Source organism: Eubacterium sp. AF36-5BH (assembly GCF_003460505.1).
GTDB lineage: Bacteria > Bacillota > Clostridia > Lachnospirales > Lachnospiraceae > Eubacterium_G.
This window is the reverse complement of sequence record NZ_QTVG01000001.1, coordinates 109,190-125,211: the sequence shown is the minus strand read 5'-3', so window position 1 is coordinate 125,211 and position 16,022 is coordinate 109,190. Positions and strand designations below refer to the sequence as shown.

Here is a 16,022-nt window from a genome sequence, read left to right as displayed (position 1 = left end):
GGGAACATGAAATATAGAAAAATAATACAGAAAATTTTTTATCCAAATGTTTGTCCTATATGCAATCAGGTTATAGGAATGAATCAAAGAATATGCAAAGAATGTAGGGATAAAATTAAAATAGTAAAAACGCCAGCCTGTCAAATGTGCGGTAAGCAGCTAACAAGTAATAATGCATTGTATTGTCAGGACTGTGCAAAAACCAAGCATGAATTTAACAAAGGCGTCTGCGTGTTTCAATATGTAGAAGAAATGAAATTAACTTTATACAGATTTAAATATGATAACAAAAGGTGTTATGGGGATTTCTTTGCTTATGTAGGAAACAGAAAGTATAGGAGCAAACTAAAACAATGGAAAATAGACAGAATTATGCCAATTCCAATGTACAAGGGTAAAGTGCAACAGAGAGGATACAATCAGGCAGAGGAGTTTGCAAAATACTTAAGTCACTACTCTAATATAACTTTAGACAAGACATCACTAATACGAGTAAGTGATACGAAACCTCAGAAAGGATTAAGTAGAAGTCAAAGAAGCAGTAACCTTAAGAATGCATTTGCAATTAAACCTGAAACATTAAAAGGGGTGAAATCAGTTTTGCTTGTAGATGACATATACACAACAGGCAGCACAATGGACGCATGCAGCAGACTTCTAAAAAGTGCCGGTGTAAAAGATGTTTATTTTATGTGCATAGCAACAGGCATTGACAAATAATTAATAGAAGATAAAAAACAAAGGAAAAATATAAACTGAAAAAAGATGCTCTGAATGTAAGTAAGCAGAATACAAGTATAAAATTATTTGCTGAAAACTAATTTCTCTAAATGTAAGTAAAAACTTATTGACGTAAATAAAATGATATGATATATTTATGTAGCAAGAGAAGAGGGGGTCTTTTTTTTTTGCAATAATTTATTGCTAAATATTACAAAGAAGTACCCTTAGGATAGAATAAAGCGGAGGTGAAACTCATGAGAACAAAGATTACATTAGAATGTACAGAATGCAAACAGAGAAATTATAATACAACTAAGGATAAGAAAACACATCCAGATAGAGTTGAAACAAAGAAGTATTGTAAATTCTGTCAGAAGCACACATTACACAAAGAAACAAAATAGTCTATTGGAGGTGGGATTATGGCAGAAGCAAAGAAAAAATCAGGCTTAAAAAATTGGTTTACTGGTTTAAAAGCTGAATTTTCAAAAATTATCTGGCCAACAAAAGCATCAATCGTAAGACAGACTGTTGTTGTTGTAATAGTCACTCTTATTATGGGAGTTCTTATTGGTTTGATCGATCAGTTAATACAGTTCGGTCTTAATGGAATTATTGGTTAATAAGAATATATAAGAGGTGAGTAAATGGCAGAGGCAAATTGGTATGTAGTTCATACTTATTCAGGTTATGAAAATAAAGTAAAGACTAATATCGAGCAATCTATTGAAAATAGAAAATTGCAGGATCAGATATTAGAAGTATCAGTTCCAACACAGGAAGTGGTAGAATTGAAAAATGGAGTAAAGAAAGTTTCGGAAAAGAAACTTTTCCCTGGATACGTGCTTATAAACATGGTTATGAATGATGACACATGGTATGTTGTAAGAAATACCAGAGGTGTTACAGGATTCGTAGGTCCGGGGTCAAAGCCAGTTCCTCTTACAGAAGATGAAATGATGACTCTTGGTGTCAAAACTAACGAAAGAATCAACGTTGATTTTGAAGAGGGAGAAATGGTTAATGTTATCGCAGGCGTTTGGGCCGGAACAGCCGGAGAAATCAAACGTATTGATGAAACAAGACAGACAGTCACAATTAATGTGGACATGTTTGGTAGAGAAACTCCGGTAGAGTTAAACTTTAACGAAGTTAAAAAGTTGAAATAAAGCCATTTAGGTTTTATGAAAGTGTATAATTACACTTATAGAAGAATGTTTCACGGTGCATCGTGAAGCAGTGGGAGGGGTTCCCGATAATACCACAATTTTTAGGAGGTGCCGAAAGATGGCAAAGAAAGTAGAAGGATACATTAAATTGCAAATCGAAGCTGGCAAAGCAACACCAGCTCCACCAGTTGGTCCAGCACTTGGACAGTGGGGATTAAACATCGTTCAGTTCACAAAGGACTTCAACGCAAGAACAGCTGATCAGCCTGGAATGATTATTCCTGTAGTTATCACTGTATATCAGGACAAGAGTTTTAGTTTTGTAACAAAGACTCCACCTGCAGCAGTTTTATTAAAGAAGGCTTGTAAAATCCAAAAGGGTGCAGGCAATTCATTAAAAGAACAGGTTGCTACAATTTCTAAAGCAGACTTACAGCAGATTGCTGAAACAAAGATGCAGGATCTTAACGCTGCAAACATTGAATCAGCTATGAGCATGATCGCAGGAACTGCTAGAAGCATGGGAATTAAGGTTGAAGACTAATCGACTAAAGGCAATAATTTAATCGAAAAAAGAATTGAAAAAACGTGGGAGGTATATCCGTTATTACCACGAGGAGGTTTAAATGAAGAGAGGTAAGAAGTATATTGATGCAGCAAAGACTATTGATAGAGCTGCTCAGTATGATACAGAAGAAGCAATTTCTTTAGTAAAGAAAAGTGCAGTTGCAAAATTTGATGAAACAATAGAATGTCACATCAGAACAGGTTGTGACGGACGTCATGCAGATCAGCAGATTCGTGGTGCTGTAGTATTACCTAACGGAACAGGTAAAACTGTTAAGGTTTTAGTTTTCGCTAAAGGTGCTAAGGCTGATGAAGCAGAAGCAGCAGGAGCTGATTTCGTAGGTGGCGAAGAATTAATTCCAAAGATCCAGAATGAAGGTTGGTTCGACTTTGACGTAGTTGTAGCTACACCTGACATGATGGGTGTTGTTGGTAGACTTGGTCGTGTACTTGGACCTAAGGGCTTAATGCCTAACCCAAAAGCAGGTACAGTAACAATGGATGTAACAAAGGCTATTGAAGAAATCAAAGCTGGTAAGATTGAATACAGACTTGATAAGGCTAACATTATTCACGTTCCAGTTGGTAAGGCTTCATTTACAGAAGAACAGCTTACAGAAAACTTCAACGCATTAATGGATGCTATCATTAAAGTTAAGCCTGCAGCAGTTAAGGGTGCTTACCTTAAGACTGTTACACTTACATCAACAATGGGACCTGGAGTAAAGGTTAACCCAACAAAGCTTACAAGTGCTAATGCTTAATTAGATTTTGCCTAATTGCATTAGAAAGTGTTTCTAATGCACACTGACAAAATATTGTAAACTTAGTTGACAATAAAATAATATTGTGCTAATATGCACAAGTGGTTGAAAACCAATTGCCGAAGACAGTAGGTATTTGTCGCTGATTTATCAGCTACGAATGTAAGTGCGAGAATGATTGTCGCCTACCGAGGGATTAAGTTAACAAACAAGACTTTATACCTCTCTGTCTTTAGGCAGAGAGGTTTCTTATATTATAAGAAATATAAATTCGTGCAATGAAGTTGACGACCTAAAATAAATAAGGAGGAAAACATTCATGGCAAAAGTAGAGTTAAAGCAACCTATCGTTGAAGAAATCTCAGAATTACTTAATGGCGCAGCTACAGCAGTTGTAGTTGATTATCGTGGATTAACTGTTGCTGAAGATACAGAACTTCGTAAGCAGTTAAGAGAAGCTGGTGTTGTATACAAAGTATACAAGAACACAATGATTAATTTTGCAATTAAGGATACTGAATTTGCAGATTTAGCTCAGCATCTTGAAGGACCTACTGCTATTGCAGTGTGCAAAGATGACGCTACAGCAGCAGCTAGAGTATTAGCAAAATTCGCTAAGACAGCTGAAGCTTTAGAAATCAAGGGTGGTGTAGTAGATGGTGTTTACTATGATCAGGCAGGAATTGCTCAGATTGCATCTATCCCATCAAGAGAAGTACTTCTCTCAAAATTACTTGGTTCTATGCAGTCACCAATTACAAACTTCGCTCGTGTTATTAAGCAGATTGCTGAAAAAGACGAAGAAGCAGCATAGAAATTAAGAAACAATTAAACAATGGACATAAGTTTATGAACATTCAATAAAATTAGAATAATTAGGAGGAATTTACAATGACAACAGAAGAAATCATTGAAGTAATTAAAGGTTTAACAGTATTAGAATTAAATGACCTTGTAAAGGCATGTGAAGAAGAATTTGGTGTATCAGCAGCAGCAGGTGTTGTAGTTGCAGCAGCAGGTGCAGAAGGCGGAGCAGCTGAAGAAAAGACAGAATTCGACGTTGAATTAACAGAAGTTGGTGATCAGAAGGTTAAGGTTATCAAGGCAGTTAAGGATGCAACTGGTTTAGGACTTAAGGAAGCTAAGGAAGTAGTTGACGGAGCTCCTAAGGTAGTTAAGGAAGGTGTTTCTAAGGAAGAAGCTGAAGCACTTAAGAGCCAGTTAGAAGAAGTTGGAGCAGTTGTAACTCTTAAGTAGTTATAAACTAATCTGATAAAAAAGAGAATTTAAGGGAATCGGAGAATATCCGGTTCCCTTTTTACGTATAAAAGAGACTCTTTGCCAAGCTTGGGAGTAATCCCTCACATAAAATAGATACAATTGAGTAGAATGATAATTTTTGCAAATTTTAATTTGCGATTTTTAGGGAAGTCAAAAAAAATAAAGTCTTGACTTTTTAAGAAAAAAATGGTAAATTCAAATATGCTATGCATTAAAGGGCGTATTGCGCCCAAATGAGAGCATTTTGGTTTACATAAAAACCAAAGAACTAATAAAATTAAGTGATAGCAACAAAATTTTTAATTATATTAAGACAAGGAGAGTAACGTCGATGGAGAAGAACAGAATCACTCCTGTTAAGGCAGGAAAAGGTATTCGTATGAGCTATTCAAGATCAAAAGAAGTTCTTGAAATGCCAAATCTTATTGAAGTTCAAAGAGATTCATATGAATGGTTTCTTACTACAGGTCTAAAAGAAGTATTGGATGATATATCCCCTATTGAGGATTATGCCCAAAACTTAAGTCTTGAATTTATTGACTTCAAATTATGTGAAGAAGATAAAAAGTACACTATTGAAGAGTGTAAAGAAAGAGACGCAACTTATGCTGCACCTTTAAAGGTAAAAGTAAGACTCCACAACAAGGAAACAGGTGAATTTACAGAACATGATATTTTCATGGGTGATTTACCACTTATGACTGCAACAGGTACATTTGTAATCAACGGTGCAGAACGTGTAATTGTCAGCCAGTTAGTTCGTTCACCAGGTATATACTATGTTATTGGACACGATAAGGTAGGTAAGGAATTATACACATCACAGGTAATTCCTAACCGTGGTGCATGGTTAGAATACGAAACAGATTCTAATGATGTTTTCTATGTACGTGTAGATAGAACAAGAAAAGTTCCTGTAACAGTTCTTATTAGAGCATTAGGTATTGGAACAAATGCAGAAATTATTGATTTATTTGGTGAAGAGGAAAAACTTCTTGCTACTTTTGAAAAGGATTCAAGTGATGATTACGAAAGCGGTCTTTTAGAATTATATAAGAAGATTCGTCCAGGTGAACCACTTAGTGTTGATAGTGCTGAAGCTATTATTTCAGGCATGTTCTTTGATGCAAGAAGATATGATCTTGCCAGAGTAGGTAGATATAAATACAACAAGAAACTTGCTTTCCAGAGCAGAATTGTTGGTCAGTTTTTAGCAGAAGATGTTATTAATACAACAACAGGTGAAGTTTTAGCAGAAGCTGGAACTAAAGTAACAAAAGAACTTGCTACAGACATTCAGAATGCAGCTGTTCCATCAGTAATGATTCAGACAGACGTTAAGAATGAAAAAGTATTATCAAACATGGCTGTTGACATTAACGCTTATGTTGATTTTGATTGCAAGGAATTAGGAATTTTAGAAAATGTTTACTATCCTGTACTTGCTGAAATTTTAGCAGAAAATGAAACAGAAGAAGAGTTAAAGGATGCTATTAAGAGAAATGCACACGAATTAGTTCCAAAGCATATAACAAAGGAAGATATCCTTGCATCAATTAACTACTTATTAAACATTGAATACGGTATCGGAAGTGTTGATGACATCGACCACTTAGGAAACAGACGTATTCGTGCTGTAGGTGAATTACTTCAGAACCAGTACAGAATTGGTCTTTCAAGAATGGAAAGAGTTGTTCGTGAAAGAATGACAACACAGGATCTTGAAGGAGTTTCTCCACAGACATTAATTAACATTAAACCTGTAACTGCAGCTGTTAAGGAATTCTTCGGAAGCTCACAGTTGTCACAGTTCATGGATCAGAATAACCCACTTGGTGAGTTGACACATAAGAGACGTTTATCAGCATTAGGACCTGGTGGTCTTTCAAGAGATCGTGCCGGATTTGAGGTTCGAGACGTTCACTATACTCACTACGGAAGAATGTGTCCTATTGAGACACCTGAAGGACCTAACATCGGTCTTATTAACTCATTTGCATCTTTCGCAAGATTAAATGAGTATGGATTTATTGAAGCTCCTTACAGAGTTGTTGATAAGTCAGATCCTGAAAACCCAAGAGTTACAGATGAAGTTGTATATATTACAGCAGATGAAGAGGATGCATATACAGTAGCACAGGCTAACGAACCATTAGATGAAAACGGCTACTTCATTAATAAGAACGTATCAGGTCGTTTCAGAGAAGAAACTTCACAGTTTGACAGAAAGAGAATTGATCTTATGGACGTTTCTCCTAGAATGGTATTCTCTGTAGCTACATCAATGATTCCTTTCCTACAGAACGATGATGCTAACCGTGCCCTTATGGGATCAAACATGCAGCGTCAGGCAGTTCCACTTATCACTACAGAAGCTCCTGTAGTTGGTACAGGTATGGAAGGAAAGGCAGCCGTTGACTCAGGTGTTTGTATTGTTGCAAAACGTGCAGGTGTAATTGAAAAGTCAACAGCAAGAGAAATTGTTATTAAGTATGATGATAATGGAGAAAAAGAATCATATCATTTAACAAAGTTTGCAAGAAGTAACCAGAGTAACTGCTATAACCACAGAAACATTGTTTTCAAGGGTGACCATGTAGAAGCAGGCGAAGTTATCGCTGACGGTGCTTCAACATCAAACGGTGAAATCGCTCTTGGTAAGAACCCACTTATTGGTTTCATGACATGGGAAGGTTATAACTACGAAGATGCTGTACTTCTTAGTGAAAGATTAGTTCAGGATGATGTTTATACATCAATTCATATAGAAGAATACGAAACAGAAGCAAGAGATACAAAACTTGGACCTGAAGAAATTACAAATGATGTACCGGGTGTTGGTGATGAAGCAAGAAAAGACCTTGATGAAAGAGGTATCATTAGAATTGGTGCTGAAGTAAGAGCAGGTGATATTCTTGTTGGTAAGGTTACACCAAAGGGTGAAACAGAACTTACACCAGAAGAAAGATTACTTAGAGCTATTTTCGGAGAAAAAGCAAGAGAAGTAAGAGATACATCACTTAAGGTTCCACATGGTGAAACAGGTATCGTTGTTGATGCTAAGGTATTCAAGAGAGAAAACGGAGACGAATTAGCTCCAGGCGTAAACGAATCAGTTCGTATTTATATTGCACAGAAGAGAAAAATCTCTGTAGGTGATAAGATGGCTGGTCGTCATGGTAACAAGGGTGTAGTTTCAAGAGTATTACCAGTTGAAGATATGCCATTCTTACCAAATGGTAGACCACTTGATATTGTACTTAACCCATTAGGTGTACCTTCACGTATGAATATTGGACAGGTATTGGAAATCCATTTAAGCCTTGCAGCTAAGGTATTAGGATTTAACATTGCAACTCCTGTATTTGACGGTGCAGACGAGTATGATATTATGGATACTCTTGAACTTGCAAACGATTATGCAAATACAGAATGGGAAGACTTTGTTGCTAAGTACAAAGACGTATTAAAACCGGAAGTTATGCAGTATTTAGAAGAACACCTTGATCATAGAGAAGAATGGAAGGGCGTTCCAATTGCTAGAGATGGTAAGGTTAGACTTAGAGACGGTAGAACAGGTGAATATTTCGATAACCCTGTAACAATCGGTTTCATGCATTACTTGAAACTTCACCACTTAGTAGATGATAAGATTCATGCTCGTTCAACTGGTCCTTACTCATTAGTAACTCAGCAGCCACTTGGTGGTAAAGCACAGTTCGGTGGACAGAGATTCGGTGAAATGGAAGTTTGGGCACTTGAAGCTTACGGTGCATCATACACATTACAGGAAATCTTAACATTTAAGTCAGATGACGTTGTAGGACGTGTTAAGACTTACGAAGCAATTATTAAGGGTGAAAACATCCCTCAGCCAGGTGTTCCTGAATCATTCAAGGTACTTGTAAAAGAACTTCAGGCATTAGCACTTGATATTAACGTATTAGACAAAGATAACAATGTTGTTGAATTAAAGGAAAGCATTGATTATGGTGAAACAAGCTTTAATGCTATCTTAAATAACGACAGCAAGAATTATAGTCAGAATAAAGAAGACAGCCAGGATTTTGCTAAGGCTGGATATCATACACAGGAATTTGTTGGAGAAGAACTTCAGACAGTTAATGCTGATGGAACAGTATTTGAAGACGGTCAGGAAAATTAATAGAAGGGAGATTTGATCATGGCAGATGTAAACGTAAATGAACAGCTTGCATTCGATAAAATTAAAATCGGTCTTGCTTCACCGGAAACAATCAGAAAGTGGGCTACTAGAAAAGTAGGCGACAAAGAAGTTTTAGGCGAAGTAACAAAACCGGAAACAATTAACTACAGAACATTAAAGCCTGAAAAGGACGGTTTATTCTGTGAAAAGATTTTCGGACCTAATAAGGACTGGGAATGTCATTGTGGTAAATATAAGAAAATCAGATATAAAGGTGTAGTCTGCGATAGATGTGGTGTTGAAGTAACAAAATCAAGTGTACGTCGTGAACGTATGGGTTGTGTTGTTTTAGCAACTCCTGTATCACATATTTGGTACTTTAAAGGAATCCCTTCAAGAATGGGACTTATCCTTGATATTTCACCAAGAATTTTAGAGAAGGTATTATACTTTGCTTCGTATATAGTGCTTGATCCAATGGATACAACATTAGAATATAAGCAGGTTTTATCAGAAAAAGAATATAGAGAAGCTTATGAAGAATTTGGTGGAAAGTTTAGAGTAGGCATGGGTGCTGAAGCAGTTAAAGAATTGCTTCAGAGCATCGATGTTGAAAAAGAAGCTGAAGAATTAAAAGCTGAATTATTCGAAGCTACAGGTCAGAAGAAGGCTAAGATTGTTAAGAGACTTGAAGTGTTTGAAGCATTTAGAAGCTCAGGAAACAAGCCTGAATGGATGATTATGGATGTAATTCCTGTAATCCCTCCAGATATCAGACCTATGGTTCAGTTAGAGGGTGGTAGATTTGCTACATCTGACTTAAATGACTTATATAGAAGAATTATCAACAGAAACAATCGTCTAAAGAGACTTCTTGAATTAGGCGCACCTGAAATCATTATCAGAAATGAAAAGAGAATGCTTCAGGAAGCTGTTGATGCTTTAATTGATAATGGTAGACGTGGTAGAGCGGTTACAGGACCTGGTAACAGACCTCTTAAGTCACTTTCAGATATGCTTAAAGGTAAGCAGGGGCGTTTCCGTCAGAACTTACTTGGTAAGCGTGTTGACTACTCAGGACGTTCAGTTATCGTAGTAGGACCTGAACTTAAGATTTATCAGTGTGGTCTTCCAAAAGAAATGGCTATCGAATTATTCAAGCCATTCGTTATGAAAGAATTAGTAGAACAGGGTACAGCACATAACATTAAGGCTGCTAAGAAGATGGTAGAAAGACTTCAGACAGAAGTTTGGGATGTACTTGAAGAAGTAATTAAGGAACATCCTGTTATGTTAAACCGTGCCCCTACACTTCATAGATTAGGTATTCAGGCGTTTGAACCTGTATTAGTAGAAGGTAGAGCTATTAAGTTACATCCATTAGTATGTACAGCCTTCAATGCCGACTTCGATGGTGACCAGATGGCTGTCCATCTTCCACTTTCAGTAGAAGCACAGGCAGAATGTAGATTCTTACTTCTTTCACCTAACAACTTGTTGAAGCCATCAGATGGTGCTCCTGTAGCGGTTCCTTCACAGGATATGGTACTTGGAATTTACTATTTAACAATGGATAAAATGGTTGATCATTCTAAGGATGAAGAAATTGTCTCACAGGCAGGTGATAAGCTTTACAGTTCAGAAGAAGAAATTAAGGAAGCATTAGATGCAGGTAAGTTAGGTACACATGATTATATCAGATATGACGCTGGAGACAGAATTGTAGTATGTGAACCTATTGACGTTTTAGGACATTACTTTAGTGATGAAAACCAGGCTATTTTAGCTTATGAAAATGGTGATATTTCTCTTCATCAGAAGATTAGAGTTAAGAGAAAAGTATTTAACGGTAAGGGAGAAGAAGTTGAAGGCGTTATTTCAACAACACTTGGACGTTGCTTATTCAATGAAATTCTTCCACAGGATTTAGGCTTTGTTAAGAGAGAAACTGATGAAGATTACCTTAAGTTCGAAGTTGATTTCCACGTAGGAAAGAAAGGCTTAAAGCAGATTCTTGAAAAAGTAATCAACAATCATGGTGCTACAAAGACTGCAGAAGTTCTTGATAACATCAAGGCTATGGGTTACAAGTTCTCAACAAGAGCAGCCATGACAGTATCTATTTCAGATATGACAGTACCTGAAGCTAAGAAGACTATCTTAGCAGAAGCTGAAAAGACAGTAGATCAGATTACAAAGCATTTCCGCAGAGGTTTCTTAACAGACGAGGAAAGATACAAAGAAGTAATCGAAACATGGCAGGAAGCCGATAACCAGATTACAACAGCCCTTCTTGGTGGGCTTGATAAATACAACAACATCTTTATGATGGCTGACTCAGGAGCCCGTGGTTCTGACAAGCAGATTAAACAGCTTGCCGGTATGCGTGGTTTGATGGCTGATACAACAGGTAAGACTATCGAACTTCCTATTAAGTCAAACTTCCGTGAAGGACTTGACGTATTGGAATACTTTATTTCAGCCCATGGTGCTAGAAAGGGTATGTCAGATACAGCCTTAAGAACAGCCGATTCAGGATACCTTACAAGAAGACTTGTAGACGTATCACAGGATTTAATTATTCGTGATGTTGATTGTTGTGAAGGCAAGGCAATTCCATATATGGAAATTGAATCATTAATGGATGGTAGCGAAGTTATCGAAAGCCTTGAAGAAAGAATTACAGGCAGAACTGCAGCAGAAACAATGTATGATGCAGATGGAAATGTAATTGTTAAAGCAAATCATATGATTACACCTAAGAGAGCAGCAGCTATTATTGCTACAGGTGTTGATAAAGTTAAGATTAGAACAATTCTTACATGTAAGTCACATGTAGGTGTTTGTGCTAAATGTTATGGTGCAAACATGGCTACAGGCCAGAGAGTACAGGTTGGTGAAGCAGTTGGTATTATTGCTGCTCAGTCAATCGGTGAACCTGGTACACAGCTTACTATGAGAACATTCCACTCTGGTGGTGTTGCCGGTGATGATATTACACAGGGTCTTCCTAGAGTAGAAGAATTATTTGAAGCTAGAAAACCAAAGGGACTTGCAATTATTGCTGAGTTCGGTGGTAGAGCTGAAATTAAAGAAACAAGAAAGAAACGTGAAGTTGTTGTAACAAACGAAGAAACAGGAGAATCAAAGGCATATCTTATTCCTTATGGTTCAAGAATTAAAATCCTTGATGGTACAATGCTTGAAGCAGGTGACGAACTTACAGAAGGTAGTATCAACCCACACGATCTCTTAAAGATTAAGGGACTTCGTGCTGTACAGGATTATATGATTCGTGAAGTACAGAGAGTTTACCGTTTACAGGGTGTAGAAATTAATGATAAGCACGTTGAAGTTATTGTACGTCAGATGCTTAAGAAGATTAAGGTAGACACAGCAGGAGATTCAGAATTCTTACCTGGAACAACTGTTGAAGTTCTTAATTTCAATGAAGTAAACGAAGAACTTGAAGCACAAGGTAAGGAACCAGCAACAGGTACACAGATTATGCTTGGTATCACAAAGGCTTCACTTGCTACAAATTCATTCTTGTCAGCGGCTTCATTCCAGGAAACAACAAGAGTTCTTACAGAAGCTGCTATTAGCGGTAAGGTTGATCCACTTGTTGGTATTAAGGAAAACGTACTTATTGGTAAGTTAATTCCAGCCGGAACAGGTATTGAAAGATATCGTTCAGTAAAATTAAGCACTGATAAGAATCAGGTTTCAGAAGACGAAGAAGTTTTATCAGTTTCAGAAGACGAAGAAGTTTTAGCTGTTTCTGAAGATACAGAAGGAAATGAAACATTAGAAGTTTCTGAAACAATTGAAGTTACAGAAGAATAGTAGAGGATTATTAATCTGACACTAATTAAATAAGACAGTTCGAAACCATCCTGTCTATAAATAAAACTAGGGAGACAATCACACATGTGGTTTTAAAAGAGTGCCCTAGAGGCACTCTTTTTATATAATAAGAAATTCCTTTGTGATTTCTTATTATATGAAAAACGTTCCACTAGGGATGCACACTGGTGCGAAAAGAAAATAGTTGCGCGGCAACAGGCACTCGGTGCGTAGAATGTCGCAAGCGACATTCTTTCTTGCATGATAGAAAGGTTTAAGGTTATGGTAGAAGGATTTAATCCTGTAAGATACTCAGTAATAGAAGATAAAAATCCAAGAGAAATTGTTATGCTGGTAGGGGATGGATGCAAGTGGCGTAAGTGCAGATTTTGCGATTATCATTTAGACAGCAGTTTGGATATTGAGGCGAACTACAAGATTAACAAAGAAGCTTTAGAGCAGGTTACAGGACTTTATAATGAATTAGAAGTTATTAATTCTGGTAGCTTTGTTGATTTAGATGAAAAGACAATTTCTTTAATTAAGAAGATTTGTTTAGAGAAAAATATTAAAACAATTCATTTTGAATGTCATTATATGCATAAAGATGATGTAAAGGAATTTAAGAAAAAATTTGAAAACATTGGTGTAGAATGCATTATTAAATTAGGTCTTGAAACTTTTGACTACAATTTAAGGGAAAATATTTTGATAAAAGGAATTGAAGAGAAAAATCCTAAGGAAATTGCTAAATATTTTGACGAAATAAATTTGCTACAGGGAATAACAGGGCAGACGGCAGAATCCATGATTAATGATATCGAGATAGGGCTTAAATATTTTAAACGTATATGTGTAAATATTATGATTGAAAACGGTATGCCTGTTAAGCCTGATGAAAAAGTCATTAAAGAATTTCTGAATGAAGTTTATCCTAAGTATAAGAACAATAAAAGAGTGGATATTTTGTTAAATAACACTGATTTCGGAGTGGGAGAAAACAAAGAGTAGATACAGGTGAAAAATAGAAAATAATAAATTGTTTTTTTGCTGTGAAAAAAATGCAAATATGCAGATGATAAAATCACAGAAAAAATAAAGACATTATACCGGCTCGCAGAGAAATTAATGCGATGGCTGTAAATTACAAAAAAGAGGAGGATAAGTATTATGTCTAATGAAGTTTTATTGTTACTTTCAGTTTTAATTATTTATGGAAGCACACTAATTTTTTTAAAAGTGTTTGGGAAGCAGGGGTTATATTGTTTTACATCAATAGCAACAATTGCAGCAAACATTGAAGTTTTAATCGTAGTTATTGCATTTGGAATGGAAATGACTTTAGGAAATGTACTATTTGCATCAACTTTCCTTGTGACTGATATTATCAGCGAAATATATGGAAAGAAAGAGGCAAAAACAGCAGTTCATATTGGTATAGCTACATCAATACTTTTTATAGTTTTGTCACAGTGGTGGTTACTTTACACACCTGCAAAATCAGATTTTGCAATGCCTGCAATGAAAACAATATTCTCAAATACACCAAGATTAATGATTGCCAGCATGCTTGTATACGCAATTGTACAGGAATTTGATGTGTGGGCATATCACAAATGGTGGGATTGGACTGAAAAGAAATTTGGCTCAAGGGAAAAATTTCTTTGGTTAAGAAACAATGGTTCAACATTAATTTCTCAGTTTTTAAATAACTTATTATTTACTTTTGCTGCCTTCTGGGGAGTACATAGCGTTAAAACTATTCTTAATATTGTAATATCAAGTTATGTTATTTTTATTGTGACAAGTTTACTTGATACACCTTTTGTTTATTTGGCAAGAAGAATGCATAAGTCAGAAATGAAAAAGGTAGAGGCTAAACAAGAGTAGAGTGTTAAAATAGCATAGAAATTTATAATAACAAATAAAATAAATATGTATATAGAAAAATATGCACACAGAAATATATACATACAGAAAAAAATACACACAGAAATAGATACATATAGAAATAGATATCTATATAAATAATATTGTATTAAATATAAATATAAAAATGGAAGTCAAAATTAATTGGCTTCCATTTTTTTCAGTTCAGGCAATACTGTAAGTAGCATTGTTGTGAAACAGATGCTACCGCCGATTACGTTGGAGATTGGCTCCGCAATGAAAACACCCTGTGGACCAAGCTTCATCATAAAAGGAAGTATGTAAGTTAAAGGAATTGCGATAATGACTTTCCTTAATAAAGAAAAGAAGATCGCCTGTTTCTTTTTGTTAAGAGACTTAAATATTGTCTGACCTATATATTGTAAATCCATAAAAATAAATGCAGCAAAATACATTTTTAAAGCAGGTATTGCATCTGCCATTAAATTAGTGTCTGATGTAAATAAAAGTATCAGATATTTGGGTGCAATGATAATAACACTCCATAAAACAATTGTGTATGCAATTACAAGAGTCATTAAAACAGCACCGCCTTTTTTGACACGCTTTGGTCTTTTTGCACCATAATTATAACTAATAATAGGAGAAGTTCCCTCATTAATTGCATAAATAGGTGTTTCAATCATCTGACGGAGACTTGCCACAATTGTCATAACGGAAATGTAAACGTCTCCACCAACAATTGACAACACATGATTGCAACAAATAGAAACAAGACTGTTGGTTAATTGCATAATAAAGCCTGCTGTACCAAGACTGACGATGTTTTTTGCGTAGTCAATGGAGTTTCTAAATTCATTTCTTTTTAAAAATCTAACTTTAAGTTCAGCTTTTTTCTCAAGAAAATAAAATACAAATAAAGCAGAGAAAATCTGTGAAATCACAGTTGCAATGGCAGCACCTTTAATACCCATGTCAAAAACGAATATAAAAATAGGATCTAATATTAAGTTGGATACAGCACCAACGGCAACTGACAACATACCGGTAGTGGCATAACCTTGGGCATTAATAAAAGGATTCATACCTGTTGAAATCATTGATGGTAAAGTACCAATAAGATAAATCATCATATATGGATAAGCATATTTTAGGGCGATTTCTGAAGCACCAAAAATAACTAATAGAGGTTTTGCGAAAACCATGCCAAGAGTCATAATAAGAAAGGCACTAACACATAGCATTGAAAAAGAGGTATTCATAATAGTTCTAGCTCTCTCTGAGTCACCCATGCCACGTTTAATAGAAAAAAGAGGTGCACCGCCACTTCCAAAAAGATTGCTAAATGCAGTTATAATTACAACAATTGGAAAACAAAGTCCAACAGCACCAAGAGCTGTTGTTCCCACATGTGGAATTCTTGCAATATATATTCTGTCAACAATGTTGTAAAGGAGGCTTAAAACCTGAGCCACAAGCATAGGTAATGCAGCACCTAAAATATTTCCTGTAACAGAACCATTCTCAAAATCTATTCGTTTCATGATAAAAATTTCCTTCCCAAGTATAATAAAAAAATTTGAAAATAAATACTATAAGAATAGTGTATATGAAAAA

General features: G+C 35.7%; 13 protein-coding genes and 1 other annotated feature. Of the genes, 12 read left to right on the top strand and 1 reads right to left on the bottom strand.

The genetic code is table 11. From position 1 onward, the window contains the following. Positions 1 to 6 precede the first annotated feature (6 nt). From DW006_RS00605 to DW006_RS00550, 12 genes are all read left to right on the top strand, one after another. Positions 7 to 720 carry a ComF family protein gene (locus DW006_RS00605; protein WP_117998529.1) on the top strand — a complete coding sequence of 238 codons (714 nt, stop codon included), beginning with the start codon at positions 7 to 9 and terminating at the stop codon, positions 718 to 720. 257 nt (positions 721 to 977) lie between these two features. Then, complete coding sequence (gene rpmG, locus DW006_RS00600) at positions 978 to 1,127, top strand: 50S ribosomal protein L33 (protein ID WP_022165495.1); 150 nt, start codon at positions 978 to 980, stop codon at positions 1,125 to 1,127. Positions 1,128 to 1,145: 18 nt separating this feature from the next. Beyond that, the gene (secE, locus tag DW006_RS00595) at positions 1,146 to 1,346 is read left to right on the top strand and encodes a preprotein translocase subunit SecE (protein WP_022165494.1); all 201 of its coding nucleotides are present in this window, start codon (positions 1,146 to 1,148) and stop codon (positions 1,344 to 1,346) included. A 24-nt stretch (positions 1,347 to 1,370) separates the two neighbouring features. Beyond that, entirely contained in the window at positions 1,371 to 1,892 is a 522-nt protein-coding gene (nusG, locus tag DW006_RS00590) for a transcription termination/antitermination protein NusG (RefSeq protein ID WP_022165493.1), read from the top strand. Positions 1,893 to 2,010: 118 nt separating this feature from the next. Beyond that, positions 2,011 to 2,436, top strand: coding sequence for a 50S ribosomal protein L11 (gene rplK / locus DW006_RS00585; RefSeq protein WP_022165492.1), 426 nt, complete (start codon positions 2,011 to 2,013; stop codon positions 2,434 to 2,436). A gap of 82 nt (positions 2,437 to 2,518) precedes the next feature. After that, positions 2,519 to 3,223, top strand: a complete 705-nt coding sequence (gene rplA / locus DW006_RS00580) for a 50S ribosomal protein L1 (protein ID WP_022165491.1) — start codon at positions 2,519 to 2,521, stop codon at positions 3,221 to 3,223. Positions 3,224 to 3,324: 101 nt separating this feature from the next. Beyond that, positions 3,325 to 3,483, top strand: a sequence feature (ribosomal protein L10 leader region). 59 nt (positions 3,484 to 3,542) lie between these two features. After that, positions 3,543 to 4,037 (top strand): 50S ribosomal protein L10, encoded by a 495-nt coding sequence (rplJ, locus tag DW006_RS00575; RefSeq protein WP_022165490.1) that lies wholly within the window; start codon positions 3,543 to 3,545, stop codon positions 4,035 to 4,037. Positions 4,038 to 4,114: 77 nt separating this feature from the next. Further along, positions 4,115 to 4,480, top strand: a complete 366-nt coding sequence (gene rplL / locus DW006_RS00570; RefSeq protein ID WP_022165489.1) for a 50S ribosomal protein L7/L12 — start codon at positions 4,115 to 4,117, stop codon at positions 4,478 to 4,480. 355 nt (positions 4,481 to 4,835) lie between these two features. Then, positions 4,836 to 8,669, top strand: a complete 3,834-nt coding sequence (locus DW006_RS00565; RefSeq protein WP_117998522.1) for a DNA-directed RNA polymerase subunit beta — start codon at positions 4,836 to 4,838, stop codon at positions 8,667 to 8,669. Between the two features lie 18 nt (positions 8,670 to 8,687). Then, positions 8,688 to 12,515, top strand: a complete 3,828-nt coding sequence (gene rpoC, locus DW006_RS00560) for a DNA-directed RNA polymerase subunit beta' (protein ID WP_117998518.1) — start codon at positions 8,688 to 8,690, stop codon at positions 12,513 to 12,515. Positions 12,516 to 12,797: 282 nt separating this feature from the next. After that, on the top strand, positions 12,798 to 13,526 hold the full coding sequence (locus DW006_RS00555; RefSeq protein ID WP_117998514.1) for a radical SAM protein: 729 nt from the start codon (positions 12,798 to 12,800) through the stop codon (positions 13,524 to 13,526). Positions 13,527 to 13,685: 159 nt separating this feature from the next. Then, positions 13,686 to 14,405: a queuosine precursor transporter gene (locus DW006_RS00550; protein WP_117998510.1), complete on the top strand. Its 720-nt coding sequence runs from the start codon at positions 13,686 to 13,688 to the stop codon at positions 14,403 to 14,405. 179 nt (positions 14,406 to 14,584) lie between these two features. On the opposite strand, the gene DW006_RS00545 is transcribed toward DW006_RS00550, so the two are convergent. Continuing rightward, entirely contained in the window at positions 14,585 to 15,949 is a 1,365-nt protein-coding gene (locus tag DW006_RS00545) for an MATE family efflux transporter (RefSeq protein WP_117998506.1), read from the bottom strand. Positions 15,950 to 16,022: the final 73 nt, after the last annotated feature.

Excerpts from the sequence above, each read along its gene's own strand:
- rplA (WP_022165491.1), top strand. The coding sequence starts at position 2,519 with ATGAAGAGAGGTAAGAAGTATATTGATGCAGCAAAGACTATTGATAGA.
- rpmG (WP_022165495.1), top strand. The coding sequence starts at position 978 with ATGAGAACAAAGATTACATTAGAATGTACAGAATGCAAACAGAGAAAT.
- rplJ (WP_022165490.1), top strand. The coding sequence starts at position 3,543 with ATGGCAAAAGTAGAGTTAAAGCAACCTATCGTTGAAGAAATCTCAGAA.
- DW006_RS00545 (WP_117998506.1), bottom strand. The coding sequence starts at position 15,949 with ATGAAACGAATAGATTTTGAGAATGGTTCTGTTACAGGAAATATTTTA.
- rpoC (WP_117998518.1), top strand. The coding sequence starts at position 8,688 with ATGGCAGATGTAAACGTAAATGAACAGCTTGCATTCGATAAAATTAAA.
- rplL (WP_022165489.1), top strand. The coding sequence starts at position 4,115 with ATGACAACAGAAGAAATCATTGAAGTAATTAAAGGTTTAACAGTATTA.
- secE (WP_022165494.1), top strand. The coding sequence starts at position 1,146 with ATGGCAGAAGCAAAGAAAAAATCAGGCTTAAAAAATTGGTTTACTGGT.
- DW006_RS00555 (WP_117998514.1), top strand. The coding sequence starts at position 12,798 with ATGGTAGAAGGATTTAATCCTGTAAGATACTCAGTAATAGAAGATAAA.
- nusG (WP_022165493.1), top strand. The coding sequence starts at position 1,371 with ATGGCAGAGGCAAATTGGTATGTAGTTCATACTTATTCAGGTTATGAA.
- DW006_RS00550 (WP_117998510.1), top strand. The coding sequence starts at position 13,686 with ATGTCTAATGAAGTTTTATTGTTACTTTCAGTTTTAATTATTTATGGA.
- DW006_RS00565 (WP_117998522.1), top strand. The coding sequence starts at position 4,836 with ATGGAGAAGAACAGAATCACTCCTGTTAAGGCAGGAAAAGGTATTCGT.
- rplK (WP_022165492.1), top strand. The coding sequence starts at position 2,011 with ATGGCAAAGAAAGTAGAAGGATACATTAAATTGCAAATCGAAGCTGGC.
- DW006_RS00605 (WP_117998529.1), top strand. The coding sequence starts at position 7 with ATGAAATATAGAAAAATAATACAGAAAATTTTTTATCCAAATGTTTGT.